This window comes from Mesorhizobium sp. WSM4841, from assembly GCF_055811515.1.
This window is the reverse complement of record NZ_JBVVQC010000006.1, coordinates 1-15,452: the sequence shown is the minus strand read 5'-3', so window position 1 is coordinate 15,452 and position 15,452 is coordinate 1. Positions and strand designations below refer to the sequence as shown.

General features: G+C 60.2%; 15 protein-coding genes. 10 read left to right on the top strand and 5 right to left on the bottom strand.

Going from position 1 to position 15,452, the window contains the following annotated elements:
- Positions 1-56: 56 nt before the first annotated feature.
- Positions 57-935 carry a MurR/RpiR family transcriptional regulator gene (locus tag AC0L14_RS09110; RefSeq protein ID WP_473749229.1) on the bottom strand — a complete coding sequence of 293 codons (879 nt, stop codon included), beginning with the start codon at positions 933-935 and terminating at the stop codon, positions 57-59.
- Positions 936-1,134: 199 nt separating this feature from the next.
- On the opposite strand from AC0L14_RS09110, the gene AC0L14_RS09105 reads away from it, so the two are divergent.
- From AC0L14_RS09105 to AC0L14_RS09075, 7 genes are all read left to right on the top strand, one after another.
- Positions 1,135-1,317 carry a hypothetical protein gene (locus AC0L14_RS09105; protein WP_095491776.1) on the top strand — a complete coding sequence of 61 codons (183 nt, stop codon included), beginning with the start codon at positions 1,135-1,137 and terminating at the stop codon, positions 1,315-1,317.
- 118 nt (positions 1,318-1,435) lie between these two features.
- Positions 1,436-2,437, top strand: coding sequence for a SctD/MshK family protein (locus AC0L14_RS09100; protein WP_473526307.1), 1,002 nt, complete (start codon positions 1,436-1,438; stop codon positions 2,435-2,437).
- The gene (locus AC0L14_RS09095; RefSeq protein ID WP_473749227.1) at positions 2,434-2,874 is read left to right on the top strand and encodes a hypothetical protein; all 441 of its coding nucleotides are present in this window, start codon (positions 2,434-2,436) and stop codon (positions 2,872-2,874) included. Before AC0L14_RS09100 ends, AC0L14_RS09095 begins: the two co-directional genes overlap by 4 nt.
- 17 nt (positions 2,875-2,891) lie before the next feature.
- The gene (locus AC0L14_RS09090) at positions 2,892-3,203 is read left to right on the top strand and encodes a tetratricopeptide repeat protein (protein ID WP_244602868.1); all 312 of its coding nucleotides are present in this window, start codon (positions 2,892-2,894) and stop codon (positions 3,201-3,203) included.
- Complete coding sequence (gene sctV / locus AC0L14_RS09085; RefSeq protein ID WP_473749226.1) at positions 3,200-5,359, top strand: type III secretion system export apparatus subunit SctV; 2,160 nt, start codon at positions 3,200-3,202, stop codon at positions 5,357-5,359. Before AC0L14_RS09090 ends, sctV begins: the two co-directional genes overlap by 4 nt.
- Before the next feature lie 57 nt (positions 5,360-5,416).
- The gene (locus AC0L14_RS09080; RefSeq protein WP_473484954.1) at positions 5,417-6,766 is read left to right on the top strand and encodes a type II and III secretion system protein family protein; all 1,350 of its coding nucleotides are present in this window, start codon (positions 5,417-5,419) and stop codon (positions 6,764-6,766) included.
- 13 nt (positions 6,767-6,779) lie between these two features.
- Positions 6,780-7,226: a hypothetical protein gene (locus AC0L14_RS09075; RefSeq protein WP_473484952.1), complete on the top strand. Its 447-nt coding sequence runs from the start codon at positions 6,780-6,782 to the stop codon at positions 7,224-7,226.
- A gap of 94 nt (positions 7,227-7,320) precedes the next feature.
- Here the strand turns inward: AC0L14_RS09075 and AC0L14_RS09070 are convergent, their stop codons facing one another.
- Positions 7,321-8,124 (bottom strand): tetratricopeptide repeat protein, encoded by an 804-nt coding sequence (locus AC0L14_RS09070; RefSeq protein WP_473484950.1) that lies wholly within the window; start codon positions 8,122-8,124, stop codon positions 7,321-7,323.
- An 84-nt stretch (positions 8,125-8,208) separates the two neighbouring features.
- Here AC0L14_RS09070 and AC0L14_RS09065 point away from each other — a divergent pair, with 84 nt between their 5' ends.
- On the top strand, positions 8,209-9,249 hold the full coding sequence (locus AC0L14_RS09065) for an EscU/YscU/HrcU family type III secretion system export apparatus switch protein (RefSeq protein WP_473749224.1): 1,041 nt from the start codon (positions 8,209-8,211) through the stop codon (positions 9,247-9,249).
- A 59-nt stretch (positions 9,250-9,308) separates the two neighbouring features.
- Here AC0L14_RS09065 and AC0L14_RS09060 read toward each other — a convergent pair whose 3' ends face one another.
- The 3 genes from AC0L14_RS09060 to AC0L14_RS09050 form a co-directional block, all read right to left on the bottom strand.
- Positions 9,309-10,652 carry an SGNH/GDSL hydrolase family protein gene (locus AC0L14_RS09060; RefSeq protein ID WP_473749222.1) on the bottom strand — a complete coding sequence of 448 codons (1,344 nt, stop codon included), beginning with the start codon at positions 10,650-10,652 and terminating at the stop codon, positions 9,309-9,311.
- A gap of 148 nt (positions 10,653-10,800) precedes the next feature.
- Complete coding sequence (locus AC0L14_RS09055) at positions 10,801-11,079, bottom strand: DCC1-like thiol-disulfide oxidoreductase family protein (RefSeq protein WP_473484944.1); 279 nt, start codon at positions 11,077-11,079, stop codon at positions 10,801-10,803.
- Positions 11,066-12,787, bottom strand: coding sequence for a hypothetical protein (locus tag AC0L14_RS09050; protein ID WP_473638964.1), 1,722 nt, complete (start codon positions 12,785-12,787; stop codon positions 11,066-11,068). Before AC0L14_RS09050 ends, AC0L14_RS09055 begins: the two co-directional genes overlap by 14 nt.
- A gap of 482 nt (positions 12,788-13,269) precedes the next feature.
- Between AC0L14_RS09050 and AC0L14_RS09045 the strand changes: the two genes are divergently transcribed.
- Both AC0L14_RS09045 and AC0L14_RS09040 read left to right on the top strand, forming a co-directional pair.
- Positions 13,270-13,650, top strand: a complete 381-nt coding sequence (locus tag AC0L14_RS09045; RefSeq protein WP_473484940.1) for a hypothetical protein — start codon at positions 13,270-13,272, stop codon at positions 13,648-13,650.
- A gap of 43 nt (positions 13,651-13,693) precedes the next feature.
- Positions 13,694-15,452, top strand: a 1,759-nt coding sequence (locus AC0L14_RS09040; protein ID WP_473749221.1) for a GDSL-type esterase/lipase family protein, incomplete at its 3' end; no start/stop codon positions are given.

The following is a 15,452-nucleotide window of genomic DNA, read 5'->3' as shown; positions in this document are numbered from 1 at the left end:
TTCAGGCAGTCTGCCTGCCGTCAACGCCCCCGCGCCCGACAGTGGAAGCCCTGTGCCTACCGGAGCGGCTTCCAATAAATGCCGAAAGCAGCGAGTTGCTCGTCCGACTGTCTTACTCGTTCTGCAGCATTCACTTCAGACTGCGCGGCCGTCAGTGCCGCCAGAATCTCGACGGCGGCGAACGCCGGCGCCATGCTGCGGAAGAATGACTGCGAATTTGCCGTAACGATGATGGTCTCCCGCGCGATCCGGGCCAGCGGCGACACGCTGCTATCGGTGATTGCCACCACGCCGACACCCTGCCTGGCCGACTGGCGCGCCACGTCGATCGTCGTGCGTTCATAAGGCGACATGCCCACAGCAAGGAGGACGTCGTCCCGTCCCGCACCCTGCAAGGCATCCAGACCATGTCCGCCCATCTCGCCGACAAGCGTCACCTTGCGGTCACCGCCAGCCAGAAACGACATGATGTGAACGAAGTGGTTCGCAACCGGATAACCGGATCGCGAGCCGAGACCGAACAGATTGCGTGATCGTGCAAAGAGCTCGGCGGCGGCGGCGAATTGCGAGGCATTGCCGTACTCACCCAGACTTGAAATCTGCGCCGCGAGCGTGTCGGCGACGACGCCTGCAGTCGAATATCCCGGATCGCCGTCGTCCTGCCCCATACCCTGTCGCGCCGGCTCACCGGCGCCTGTCTCACGCAGCGCGCGCGCATAAAGGCTGCGCATATCCTCGTAGCCTTCAAGGCCAAGCCATCGCGCCAAGCGCATCATCGTGCTGTGCGAAACGCCGGCCTGGTGCGCCTGCTCGCGCATCGACATCAGCGCGACATCCTTAGGATGATCCAGCACGAAACGCGCGGCGACCCGCAACTGCGGCGGCATATTCTCGAAGCGTTCGACCAACAGCTCCGCCAAAGGACCTTGTTCCATTCTAAAATACCCCATTCACCCCGATGGCAGATTACTCCCCGAATGGCGGCAATGCAACAGTTGGAACTGAAGTGGTCCATATATTCCAAGTGGACTTTCATTTTCGATCATGCTGCCTTAAGCTGCTTTCGCAACCTGCCGGATCGCATCGTCGTGATTCCGGGGTTTGTAACTTGAATGGTCCCTCAAGGAGACAATCATGGCGCCTACCCCTCCCGTTACATCCGGCTCTGCCGGGTCGCCGGAACAGAACCTGGACAAGATGATCAAGCATCAGGAACGCATGTTCAGCCTCGAGATCACAAAAGAGATCGCGAAATCCCAACATGACATGCTGATGAGCACCGCAAGGACGCTCGGCCAGTCGGCTGAAAAGGCCTAAGGGGATTCTCGAACCCTGCGCCGCCGCAAGCAACCGGCGGCGTACTTTGCACGGCAGGAATGTTTCGACGCCGCTGTCAGGCTGCGTCTGAGTTGTCATCGGCGGGAGATGAAGTGGCATGACCGCTAATTCTATCGGCAAATATTGGGATGCAGCGCCCGCGCGCCGGCTCCGTTCGATTATCGCCCACGCCCCGGGATCCGGACATTCCATTGCGCTCAGCGTAACTCATGGATTTCACGCGGGCGCCCAACTTAGTCTGGTCGAGCCTCTGTATACTGTCGGCTCCAGCACGGAGTCCGACATTGTCCTCAGGGATGCCGGCATCGCGCCGGTCCACGCAAGGTTGCGGCGCAAGGGCAGCCAGATTGAAATCGAAGCCGTCGGCGGCGACGTCACACTCGCCACGGGCGAGATCATCCATGAGGGCCAGGGCAGCCGCGGCAAGCTGCCGCTCACGATAGGTATCGGCGATGCCCATATCCGGCTGATCAACCCAGAACGCCCGCCGAATCGCTGGTCCGTTTCTGATCGCCCCCTCCTGGTTGCAGGCAGCGTTCTCTTTGCCGTATTCGCTGTCTCCGTCGCTGCGAATGGGTTCTCTCTCGCCAAGCCCGACATTGGCAAAAACATATCCGCTCAAGACCGTGAACCGATCAGAGTGGCCTTTGCTGGCGAGGCCGGGCAAAGTGTCCTGAACGATTCATCGCCAACGCAAATACCCAGTGCCACTGAGGCGGAAAGCCAACTCAGGCTGCGCCTCGATCAATCTGGCATCAGCACATTGGCTGTTCAGCGATCACCTGGACGGCTCGTGGTCTCGGGTATGATCCCCAATGACAAGGATGATGCCTGGACCGAAACGCAATCCTGGTTCGACCAGACGTTCGGCGCGCACATTCCCCTCGTCTCCAATGTTATGATCGGCAACGCCGAACAGGCTCCGCGCCTGAGGCTGCAGGCGATCTGGTACGGCGAGCGGCCCTACGTCATCGCCGCCGACGGCGTACGCTATCATGAAGGTGCATTCACGAATGACGGCTGGACCATCAAGTACATTGGCGAGACGGAACTTCTCCTGACGAAGGGCGGCGCCACGGTCGCGCTGAAATATCCGTGAACCGCCGGCTTGAAGGGCCGCGGTTCGATACGGCAAGGATCGATACAGCCGGCCGCGAGGTGCGGCAGGCGGAAGGTGTGCGCGGTCAGGCGATCAACCGGCGGCGGATGAATGGCGTCGACAAAGCCGCAAGCCGTGCTCAGGGGACGACATCGGCCGCTGGTACGGAAAAGCCACAAAACGCCGAATTCCAGCCCTCTCGAGGCACAAATAGCGAATCGCTCGACGAGGCACTCATCAATTTCGTCATGCCGGGTATTCCCGAGCCAGCCATCCTGCGTCGCTCCGTACCTATTCTCCAGCATTTTGTAACGCATCTGGTTCCCGGTCTTGAGGGTGGCGAGCAACTCAAGACACTTGCCAGAACGCTGATGGAGGATGAAATCGAGCGTCATCGCGATCTGCTTGCCCGGATACAGGAAGGAATCGAAACCTGACCGATCCGCGTGACACAGTGCATCTGCTGCATGTCCTGGGCTATCTCTACGGCTGTCACGGGCAGGCAAAGCGGGGCGCGGCATACCTGCTTATCGCCGCACAGCTGTCGCCGGGAAATGCCGGCGTCCTGCGGACACTGGCGCATCTGCTCATACTCGATGGCGAAGCGGACAAAGCGCTTGCAACAATTGCCAGGCTGGAGACGCTGGAGGGAATGGACCACCCGACACTAGCGCTGCTGAAGAGCCGCGCGTTGCTTGTGGCCGGCCGCAGGGCCGAGGCGCACAATGCCTTGCGAAGCTTCCTATCGCATCGAGCCGCCGAATGACGGTGTCGGAGCGACTTCTGCACTTCCTTGCCAAGCTGTCCCGCCGCAGCGATCTGGTCATTGCCGTCCTGATGCTCGTCGCAGTGGTGATGATGCTCATCCCCTTGCCGACCTTCCTCGTCGACATTCTCATCACTGCCAATATCGCCGTCAGCGTGCTTATCCTGCTGGCTTCGTTTTACGTTTCTCATCCGCTCCAGTTCTCGTCGCTGCCATCGGTCATCCTCATCGCTACCCTGTTCCGGCTGGCGATCACGATCACGACCACGCGACTGATCCTGCTTCAGGCCGACGCAGGCGAGATCGTTTCCGCCTTCGGTACTTTCGTCGTCGGCGGCAGTATTGCGGTGGGCCTCGTCGTCTTCCTGATCATCACCGTCGCGCAGTTCATCGTGGTTGCGCGGGGTGCGGAACGCGTTGCCGAGGTTGCCGCGCGCTTCACCCTTGATGCGCTTCCGGGCAAGCAGATGAGCATCGATGCGGAGTTGCGCAACGGAGACATCGACCAGGCGGAGGCACGCCGTCTGCGCCAGCAGCTTGAGCGCGAGAGCCAGCTGTTCGGCGCGATGGACGGCGCCATGAAATTCGTCAAAGGCGACGTCATAGCCGGCATTGTCATCATTCTGGTCAACCTGATTGGTGGTTTCGCGATCGGAACGCTGCAGCACGATATGTCGCTGGGAGACGCCGCCGCGACCTACTCGCTGCTCACCGTGGGTGACGGGCTGGTCGCGCAGATACCGGCGCTGCTCGTCGCCGTGGCCGCCGGCACGATGGTGACGCGCGTCGGCAGCGCCGACGGCACGAGCGACCTTGGCAGGCAAATAACCAGCCAGTTGCTGCGGGACTCCCGCGCTCTCGCGCTCGCGGCAGTGATCATGGTCGGCCTTGCCATAGTGCCGGGGTTTCCGTCCATTGTATTCCTGATCCTTGGCGCCTGCTTCGGCGCGGGCGCCTATGCAATCAATCGCCGCACCGCCCGGGAGTCTGAGATCAAAGACATCGGCCAGGCAGGCATGGCCGAACAACCGGGAAATCCGGCGCTTTCAGCAAACCCCATCGAAACACTGCCTTCTTCGTACCGCATCGTCGTACGCTTCGGAACCGAACTCGGACGCTCAATCCCGGAACCCGAATTCGCCGCGCTCGCCGACGGCGTGCGCCGCGAACTCTTCGGCGATCTCGGTGTCGACGTTCCCGCTATCGGCCTGCAGGTCGACGAGATGCTTTCAGCGCGAGGCATGCGCATCGATCTGGAGGGGGCACCCATCCTGGATGCCGAAATCCCCGCCGACCGCGTTCTTGTCGAAGCGGACCCAACGAATCTCGATCTGCTCGATGTGACTTACGAAAAAGGTTCTCAGATTGCCGGTCAGCGCAAATTCATGTGGGTCGATGATCGCCACATTTCGGCATTGAAGGAAGCCGGCTTCGTCTTCTCCACACCGGCGCATACAGCGGCCAAATGGACCGGAAATGCACTTCGGCTCTATGCTGGCCATTTCGTCGGGATCCAGGAGACCCGCAGGCTCCTGTCGGAGATGGAGCCGGAATATGCGGATCTGGTCAGACAGGCGCAGGAGATCGTGCCGCTGCAGAAAATCGCTGAGGTGCTTCGGCGACTCGTCGGCGAAAACGTGCCGATCCGCAACCTGCGCCTGATCCTCGAAGCGCTGATCGAATGGGGTCAACGCGAACAGGACGTCGTCCTGCTTACGGAATGCATCCGCACGTCCTTGAAACGCCAGATCAGCTTCCGCTTCGCTGGCCGCAGCAACATCATCGCAGCCTATGTTCTGCAGCGCTCGGCCGAGGATATCCTGCGAAACGCGGTGCAAAGCACATCGACCGGCACGTTCCTGAACCTTTCGGATAACGCTGCGCAGGCTTTGGTCACCGAAATCGAACGCGCCTTGTCGCAGCACGCCACCGATGTCTCACCGATCGTCCTTGCGGCGATGGATGTACGCCGTCACATGCGAAGCCTGCTCACGCACAATGCCATTGAACTCCCGGTTCTGTCCTTCCAGGAACTCGCACAGGAATTCAACGTCCAGCCATTGGCCACGATAGCCGGGCGCTCGAGCATGGCACGCAATGCCTCGCAGTCGCTGCCATCGGCTGCGGCGAAAGCCGGACAAGAGGCAGCCTCATGACGCCGGCCGGACGGATAGGGACAGTTGGGGGAACTACATGCTCAAGAGGGGAACGGCATGACAATCCACGATACCGCAGCAGGCGTTCGATCCGCCAGTTTCGCCGGGCGGATGCGCTGGCTCGCTATCGCGACGGTTGGCGTCTTGCTGGCGCTTTTGTTCACACTTGCCGACACGATGGCACAGGACATGTCGCCATTGCCGAGCAAGCCAACGGTCGACCTGCCGGTCGGGCAAGGACGCCTGCTGCGCTTCAATGAACCCGTCGAATCCGTCCTGATCGCGGACACCACGATCGCGGACCTTCAGGTCGTGTCGCCGGGAATGGTCTATGTCTTCGGCCTAAAGCCCGGCCTGACCAACCTCATTGCAATCACAGCCGATGAGCGGGTCGAGGCAACGGCCCAGTTCCGCGTCACCCCCGATGTCACGCCTGCCAACGAAGCGAAAGACGCAATGCAGCCGAACTCGGCGACAAATCTCTCCATTTTCGGAACCCGCATTGTTGCGACCGGCGAGGCACGAGGCGTCGAAGAGGCAACGGATGTCGACAACATCGCCCGTACGTTCTCGCCGCCGGATCAGCCGCCGCTGAACGACATGACCGTGCAGGGGTCGCAGCAGGTCAACATCCGGGTCCGCTTCGCCGAAGTCTCACGCACTGAACTGCAGTCGTACGGCGTCGATTGGTCTGTCGGGTACAGGAGCGGCGGTTTCGAATTCAACATGTTCCAGGACAATGGTGTGCCCTCCGGCACCGGTAATTTCGGTTTGAACATGGACCAGACGCATGGCATCAACTTCGACATTCTCATCGAAGCGCTGCAACGCAACGGCATCGTCAAGATACTGGCCGAACCGAACCTGACGGCGATGACCGGTCAGACCGCAAGCTTTCTTGCCGGCGGCGAAATTCCGGTTCCGATTCCGCAAGGAACTGACGTCGTTACCGTTGAGTACAAGCCCTTCGGCGTTTCCCTCGGGTTCACCCCTACGCTGATCGGCCGCAATCGTATTGCGCTCCATGTCCAGCCGGAAGTCAGTTCCTTGTCGGAAGCAGGCTCAGTAAGCGCCAATGGCTTCGCCATGCCGAGTTTCGTCGTGCGCAGGGCCGACACCACGGTCGAAGTGGCGAGCGGCCAGACCTTTGCGATCGCCGGTCTTTTCCAGCAGCGGACCTCGCGTAATCTGGAAAAGTTTCCGGTTCTCGGCGATGTGCCGGTCCTTGGCCCGCTTTTCCAGTCACAGCGTTTCCAGCGCGAAGAGACGGAACTGGTGATCCTGATCACGCCTTATCTGGTCGAGCCGGTGCGCGACAGTCTCGCCACGCCGCTCGATCGTCCGGCAGCCAAGCGGCACAGGAAGCGCGCCAATGACGCATCGGCGATGGGCCTGATCATCAAGTAGTGGGGAACGGAACATGACATTTCGCATCGCTTTGTGCTCTGTTCTTCCAGCGCTGCTTCTGGTCGGCTGCGCGAACCCGCAACAGTCGCAGGACTATTCTCCCGGCTACAGCTATGTTTCGACCGACACCGGCGGCTCAGAGAAGGGCGTCAGCGGCTCCGTGCTTGCTCCCAATGCATGTCTGAACGAACCGGCCGATGACGACCGTTCTGCCGCTGCGACCGATCTGACGATCGTCTCCGGCGTCGGCTCCCACCTGCCGTCCGGTTGCGCCAACGCCTACAACCTTCAACGCATGGCCGAAAGCCAGCGTGACCTCGTCGAGGGCCGGCGCATGGGGGCGGCGGCGGCCGCACCGACTGCAAATGCCGCCCGGCGCTACCTCAAAGGCGAAGAGGCTCCCATGGGTGGAGCCAATAGCGGGCCGCTGACGCCGCAAACAACGCTCCCGGTCGAGTGAGCCGATGCGGCCTTGCCCGCGGTGCACTACTTTATCCGGTTGTTTTGGCGTCGGGCTCGACCCAAATCGGCTTCGCGCGTTCCGGTTCGCTGCGCTAGCCGAGGATAGAGCCGAGCGCTTTCGCCCTGGCCTGTGTGCTGCCCTTCGACCGGATGGTTCTGGCACGCGCAAGCAAGGTATTCACCTCCTTGGTCGCCAGGCCGATCGGCGGCGAGGCCCTGACCTGATCGGCCTGGCCAAGAAGTCCGTAGACCACCACGACGTTGCGCTTGTGGTGCAACTGCGCATTGGGTGCGGCGGAGATCTTCTGGACCAGCGGGAGTGCTGTGGTGGAATTGCCTTCGAGCGCCGCGGCCAACGCCATGTTGCTCTCGACGTCGAGATCCCCCGGCGCAAGTTTCAACGCCTGAGCAAAAGTGGTCTGCGCCTCCCCCGTCTGACCGGCGAATGTCTGCGCCACGCCCAACCGATTGTAGGCGCTGCTAGTATTGACCAGCGGCGCGGCCTGCGCGAGCGCGCGCATGCCGGCATCGATATCGCCCGTTTCCATCATCGCCGAGCCAAGCCCGAGCATTGCCCCTCCGTCATTGGGCGCTTTTGCGAGCGCGGCCTGATAGGCTCTGGCCGCCTCGGCGGGATAGCCGGCTCGCATATAGGCCTCGCCCGCCTTGACGAAGGCGCTCGGCTTGGCATCAGGCATCGCTGCCGCGCGCTGGTAGAGCGCGATTGCGGTGCCACTGTCTCCCTGCGCATGTATATCGTCCGCAAGCTTGATCAGACGCTCGGATTGCGACGACGGGCCTTGCGCCTTTGCCTGCTCGGTGTCGGTTTTGGTCGTCTGACAACCGGCCGCCGCCAGCATGGCGACGACGGGCAAGAACACGACGTGCAGCCGCATATCCACCTCTCCGTATTCAAGCCCGACGCACCTTACACACGGCCTTGGCCGACTGGAACCACAACAGTGCGATAAGATTGCAACATGGCCGAAGAAGCTGAGGAAAAGAAACTACCGGCGTCCGACAAGAAGCTTCGCGACGCTCGCCGGAAAGGCCAGGTTTCGCAAAGCCGCGACCTGGGCTCCGGCTTCACGCTTTTCGCAGCACTTGGCTATCTTTGTTTTGCCTGGCCAACGCTCGTCGAGCACCTTTCGGAACTCGTGCAGACCGTGACCGCCCCCGGCGATTCGTTCGGGGAAATCAGCCAGCGGGCCATCCGCCATTCGTTGTCATTGCTGATGCTTGCCACTTTGCCGCTCGTCGGAATCGTTGTCGTTCTCGCCGTGGCCTTCGGCATGCTGGGGACGTTCGGGCCGGTCTTCTCGTTTGAGCCGCTCAAGCCGCAATTCGATCACATAAACCCGGCCAAGGGCCTTCAGAAGATCCTGTCGCTGCGCAACGTCATCGAGTTCACCAAAGGTCTGGCCAAGGTGGTATTGCTGGCCAGCCTCTTCGCATTCCTTTTGATCGCGTGGCTGCAGCCGCTCTTCGATGCTCCAGGATGCGCTCCGTCATGCCTGGAGCCGATCATCAAGGCGGTGCTGACACCACTTGGAATTGCCGCCGCCCTGGCCTTTGTCGTCATCGGCGTGATCGATGTTCCCATTCAGCGCTGGCTGTTCCTGCGCGACATGCGCATGACGACAACTGAATACAAGCGCGAACACAAGGACCTCGAAGGCGACCCGTTGATTCGGCATGAACAGCAGCGACAGCGGCGTGAGACCGTGATGCAACCTGCGAAGCTGGGCGTGAAAAACGCGGTCATCGTCTTCGTGGCTGGCGACCGCGCAGTGGCGTTGCGTTACGTCAAGGGTGAAACGCCGGTGCCGACGGTCGTCGGCAAGGGCCAGCGCCGAGCGGCCGACGAGATGATGGCTCAAGCACGCCAGGCAGGTATTCCCGTGGTCGAGGATGCGGCCGTCGCCAGCCCACTCTTCGAAAATACGAACTCCGGAGCTTACATCGGTCAGGAAATGTTCTCACCGGTCGTACGCCATCTTGTCCGGCTCGGGCTCACTTGAGGCATGCTCGAACCGACCTTGCCGCAATGCCTAAGCAGGGCGGCAAGGTCAGCAGCGACCTATTTGGCTGGACCCAAAAGGACGTCGAGATCGACCGCGTCCGCCATCGCCTTGTATCCAGCGTCGTTGGGATGGAGGTTATCGCCGCAGTCGTAGCCGTCGCGCAGGTATCCAGGCTTGGCCGGGTCTTCCATCACCTTGTCGAAGTCGATCACGCCATCGAAGCCACCGCCGGTGCGGATCCATTCGTTCACAGCGACGCGTATCTTTTCCTTCTCGGGTGTGTAGTAACCCTCGGTAGGAAGCCCTTTGAAGGTGTCGGCGAAAGGAGTCAACGTCGCGCCGACAATGCGTACGCCATGGGCATGCGCGCGGTCGATGAGCTGTTTGTATCCGGTGATAATCTCTTCGGCGGTCGGTTGCTTGTCGTCCGGCGTAATTGCATTTTCGCCGGGCCAGCCGATATCGTTGATGCCCATCATTACGACGACGGTCGAGACTTTGGGATGGCTCAGGATATCAGAATCGAAACGTGCCAGAGCATTGACACCCATACCGTCGGTCAACACCCGATTGCCCGAAAAAGCTTCGTTAACCACCGCGACCTTGCGGTTGGCCTCCTGCAATCGCCTGGCGATATGGTCTGGCCAGCGATTGTTGGCGTCGGGAGTCGAGCAATTTCCATCCGTGATGGAATCCCCGAAAAACACGATCGCCTGCGATTCCGGTGCGGCGTCAACCCATATATCGCTCAGAAAAAGGCGCGATTTGAGCGTGCTGTCAGCCTTGAACGCTGCGTCGTTTGTGAAATTGCCCGGGCCGGAGATATAGGCGGTTTGCACACCGTCCCAATGCACCGACGAGAGCGCCGTCTTCTTCGGCAGGAAGATGCTGACCGAGATTTCGGAAAGCGCTTCTGCCGGGAGGGCGACGGGGTCGCTGAGGATCGGGGCTCCCGGCGGAACGACCACAGAACTCTTGCCGCCCCAGGTGATGGGCTTCAGCGTCGCCTGATCGACGTCGCCGTCCTTGCCTGCTATTCCCACGCTGCCGGCGCCGATAGTCAGCGGCTTGTCGCCGAAAGCATTCGATAGGACGACCCGGACGCTATTGCCGCCAACGCTGATGCGGGCAACTTGGCGGACGGTCTGATTCTCCAATACCTCCGGCACTCCGAAAGGCGCAGGAAGATCATCCGACCAGCGCGGAGCCGGTGTGCCAGCCCAAGTGGTGATCCAGGCTCCCGTTTCGGTGCCTTGTGCCGAAAAACCTGCGATCGCTGAACCGGCCGCCACAGCCGCACATATCAGGATAGTCTGACGCAGACGCCGTTTCCTTCCTGCTGCGGCAGAAAGCGCCGATGAAACCTTACCTGCAAAATTAAAACACCTATCGAGCCGCATTTTTATCTCCTCCTCGAGACATGCTGGTAATGCCGCCGCCCACCCTTATTATTATGACGGGCTGTACAGGGAAAGAAATTGAACTTCCGTTGCGATCTTGGACCAGCGTCAGGAGCAAGGATTGCGAGAGTGGAAACTGGGTGCTGCCTTATAGTCGGAACTCGCGCACTAAACGTCCGCTGTTGGCTCTGTGCTCGTCGCCGCCGACCGATTCAAACGGCAAGGTTGCACGCATCTCGGCCATGCCGTCGTCGAGATCAAAACGGTCGCGCGCCTCCAGAGCCTTTGGATCACTGGACCGGGCATCGATCAGTCGAACATGTCCGAAGGCCTGACGAAGCCTGACCATCTTGACGTACTGGCTGCAGAACGGGCATTCGCCGTCATAAACGATCGCGACGCCCTCTCCGGATTCACTGGCGGACATCGATTCTGGGCCCCAGTGTCTGGGTCATGAGCCGCCGCATAACCTTGCCGTCTGCGACATCCAGGCAGACGGTTTCGACCAGGTATCGATACGCCACGATGTCGCGAGGCTCCAGCGCCTCAAAAGCGCGGTGCAGGAACGGCATGGAATAATGATGGTGTGGATAGAAGTTGTAACTGACCGCAACAGTCGAGTTCGCCAAGTTCGCGGCGCGATTGTGCTGCCCAAGAATAAACGGCGCCGGGCGGGTCGCATCGTAGTCAGGCGGCGTGATTGGCAGTTCGACTGGATAGGCACACTCTTTGGTAAGCTTCATGACCTCATAGTTGGACGAGGCAACGTCCGACGACTTTGGCTGCACCTGCCTGATCCCGATCTGGCCCCAAGCTGAGGTCGGAACGTGGCCGGATTCACGACGATATTCCTGATAGCCGAAGTGACGGCCATAGAGCAGATAGGAGGCGTCGCGGAAAAAGCTCGGTGCGACCCGCACCCAGTCACCTTCCTTCGTCAGCGCCTCGAAATGTGCTTGCCGGATTTGCCTTGAATCGTACCAGCCGAGCCGCGCGTTATAAAAGACCGCGTGGCCGAATATCGTGACAACAATCCCGGTTACGACGGCAATTGTTGAAAACGAATTTTCCTTCATTCTCGTCAGGGCCGCGACGATCAGACTGTTCAAGATGATCCAGTGCAGAAAAAGAGCGCCGCTCAGAAGGAAGATCCCGATATGCATGAGATCGAAGAACGCGGTCAGGCCGATGAGCCATCGCCGGCGCAAAAACGCGAGAAAGCATAGAAGCTGCGCAGCAAGGATAACGACATTCATCGGAATCTGGACCGCCCTGACTGCTTCATAAGCATGAGCGAGCAAGGATTCGGAAAAGCCCAACGGGGCCGCGCCTAACCCGTACCCGGCCAGCATTATAGAACTGGTCGGGTTCTCCAGGACCCAGCTCATCGGCCCTCCGTCAAGCGTGACCTTGGCCATCCCGGACATGAAGTAGTTGCCAAAATGGGCGCCGATCCCGGCAAGCAGCAATATGCCGGCAGCTTGGGCCGCGAACTCCCTGGTTCCGAGTTCGTTAAGGCTGGGCAGGTTCCTGGTGAAGAGCTTCAGCCGGCTCAAACTCTGCAGCAGGCCAAGGGCCAACAGGCCACAGGCCAGGAAGAGACCGACCTCAATCAAGGGCGCATAGTCGTTGCGGCCCAGTTCCGCTGCACCGGAAACTGCCCGTGTGACATCCTTGTGAAAGGCGAAATAGACCATCGGGAAAATGGCAAAGGATGGCCGCAGGATCGAAAAAACGGCCGCCGCTAGCGCGATCAGGCGAGAATAGATGAGTACATTGCCCAACGCGTCGGCACGAGCTGCGTCGGCAATGCCGAGTTCGTCTCCAAGCCCGAAGCTGAAGAGACCCAGCGTTATCGCCAGGCCAACGACGATAATTCGCGCAGCCCGCGCCTCGGCGGGATAGCGCACGAATGCAAAAAGGCAGCAAAGTAGAGCCAACCCGATGGCGCTTACCGTGGCGAGGGCAGGATCGTGCCACGCCACGCGGGATGCCGCGTTCTCGTACAACAGGATCGGAACGAGCCCGCACAGGAACGGGAAAAAAAGAAAGGCTGCAAGGACATAACGCTCAACGGGTGAACGCTCGATGCCGACTGACGGCCAACGCCGGGCGCTGCCCGCTCCGATGCTCATACCATGCTTCTCCCGTCTTCCGGAATTTTCGCCTCACCTATTCGGTTTCGGTGCTCACCTTTCCGGTGACGGGATGAGCCCTCACGCGGCCGCACATTGCGGTCGGGATATTGCTGCACTGCAACAGGACGCTACTACAACCTAAACGCACAGGCAACGACGAAAGTTCAAGATGCCGCCTGGCTCAATGCGCGCGCGCAATTGCACCAATTGTCGATAAATGCCCGCGTTAAATCGCCGATCTGTCGCAATTTAGTATAATAACAGCAACAGCGATCGCCCAGCCCTCGTCACCATGCCCGGTGTCGAGCCAGGGTATTGGAGGCTCAAAAAAATGTTGCATAACTACCCAAAGTAGTGGCAAATATTATGTTGCAGTGCCTAAGAGTGCGATGCAACATTGAATTTGTCTCGCTGACCTGCAGGAAACCGATCGCATCGGCGTCAGGTGCAGGTATCAGTGGCTGCAGAGGCCATAAACAATGGTACTCGATATCCGAGGCAAACAGGTCGGCGACGAGCACTATGATATCGTCGTGATCGGCGCTGGCTTCGATTCAGCGTTTTTCCTGCAGCAACTCGTCAGACGGAGGAAAGCTCGCGTTCCCGTCCTCGAATGGGGGCGCCACAACACGCATGATTGTCAGCTCGAACGCGGCGTAAACAGCAATATCCGAGACGAGGACACCTACTCCGGCAGACCGTGGAATTACACGATCGGCCTGAAAGGCGGAACCAACTGCGGGTTCGGGCAGATGCCGCCGTTCCATACTAACGATTTCAGGCTGAAAGGCCTCTGCGGCATCGGTCTCGACTGGCCGATCAGCTGTGACGATCTCGAGCCTTTCTGCTGCGCGGCCTAGGCGGTGATGCCCGCGAGAAGCTTTGCCAGGTGGAGAAAACACTATGACGGTGTTCTATGATAGCAGCCGTCCAGACGCTTTCGCCGGCGGTGCCGGTTCGGACGCAGTCACTTACGGCGCTTCGTCCCGTGGAGTCATCGCCGATTTGGCTTCCGGTCATGCTTACAAGTTGCTGTCGATACTGCCGCTGGGCGATTCCATTACATATGGAGTGATCGCGAGCTCTTCCGATACCGAAAGCGGCGGATATCGGAAGTTTATGCTGGAACAGTTGGGCGCACTCAATGTGAAGATCGACTTCGTCGGTTCCTCGTCCAACGGCCCCGCCACCATGGGCGATCGGGATCACGAAGGCCATCGCAACTGGACGCTCAATCAACTGAACGGCATCGACAACGATGTTGTGGCAGCTACGAAACCCGACGCCGTGCTGCTGATCGCCGGAACAAATGACAGCTCGACCGATAGCGTGCCAACGATGCTGCAGGATCTGCGCACCCTTTTGCTCAGCCTGACCTCCAGCGATCCCGCTTTAACCGTCTTCGTCGGATCCTTGCCTCCCGTTCGCGTCGGCCAACAGTCACAAGCGCGTGCAGACCGTGTCGATGCGTATAACGATGCAATGCCCGGCCTGATCTCTGAACTGGCCGCCCAAGGGCATAAGGTCATCTTTGTCGACATGCGTGATCTGACGCCGGATGACATCACAGCACCGCCGCTTGACAGCGGACTGCATCCGACTGCCGATGGCTATGCGAAAATCGCCGCGCACTGGATAGATGCCCTGGAGGAACACTTCAGGCTGGACGGGACCGGCATCGGAAGAGACCGCGATACCTTCACCGGCATTGAAAATCTTACAGGGTCTTCCTTTGCCGACCAACTCGGCGGAAACGAGGGAGCCAACGTGCTGGATGGGCTGGCGGGCGATGATTTGCTGGAGGGCCGCGGCGGCTCCGACCAGCTCATCGGCGGGGTCGGCGCCGACACGCTTGTCGGCGGCGCGGGTGATGACGTCTACTATGTCGACAACGCCAGTGACAAAACCATCGAGGCGACCAATGGCGGCATTGACGAGACGCACGCCTATCTAAACTGGACCCTGGCCGACAACATCGAAAACCTCTTCCTGAGGTCGGCTGCCAATCTGGCGGGAAAAGGCAACGGGCTCGCCAACACCATGGTGGGCAACGGCGCAGCGAACACGCTCGAAGGCCTCGGCGGCGCAGATCGGCTGGACGGCCGGGGCGGGTCGGACCGGCTCGTCGGTGGTCTTGGCACCGATATCCTCACCGGTGGAACGGGAAACGACAGCTTCGTCTTCGCCGCCGGCCATGGCCACGACACCGTCACCGACTTCGACCTTTCCGGCGATGATCTCCTGGAGATTTCAGGATACCAAAACTACAGCGAGCTCCGGCAGGTCGGGAGCGACACGCTGGTCGTCTTCTCCGACAGTGACACTGTTCTCCTGAAAGGCGTAACCGGCGCCTCCTTGAGCAGTTCGGATTTCGTCTGGATCGATCCACTCGATGAGCCGCCGCCGGGGTCAATCGTAGGGGACGACGGCAACAATACGCTTACCGGCGGCTCCGGTGCGGACGTCATTTATGGAATGGACGGCAGCGACATCTTGAACGGAAAAGCGGGCGCCGACACGCATGTCGGCGGCGCGGGTGATGACGTCTACTATGTCGACAACGCCAGTGACAAAACCATCGAAGAGACCAATGGCGGCATTGACGAGACGCACGCCTATCTAAACTGGACCCTGGCCGACAACATCGAAAACCTCTTCCTGA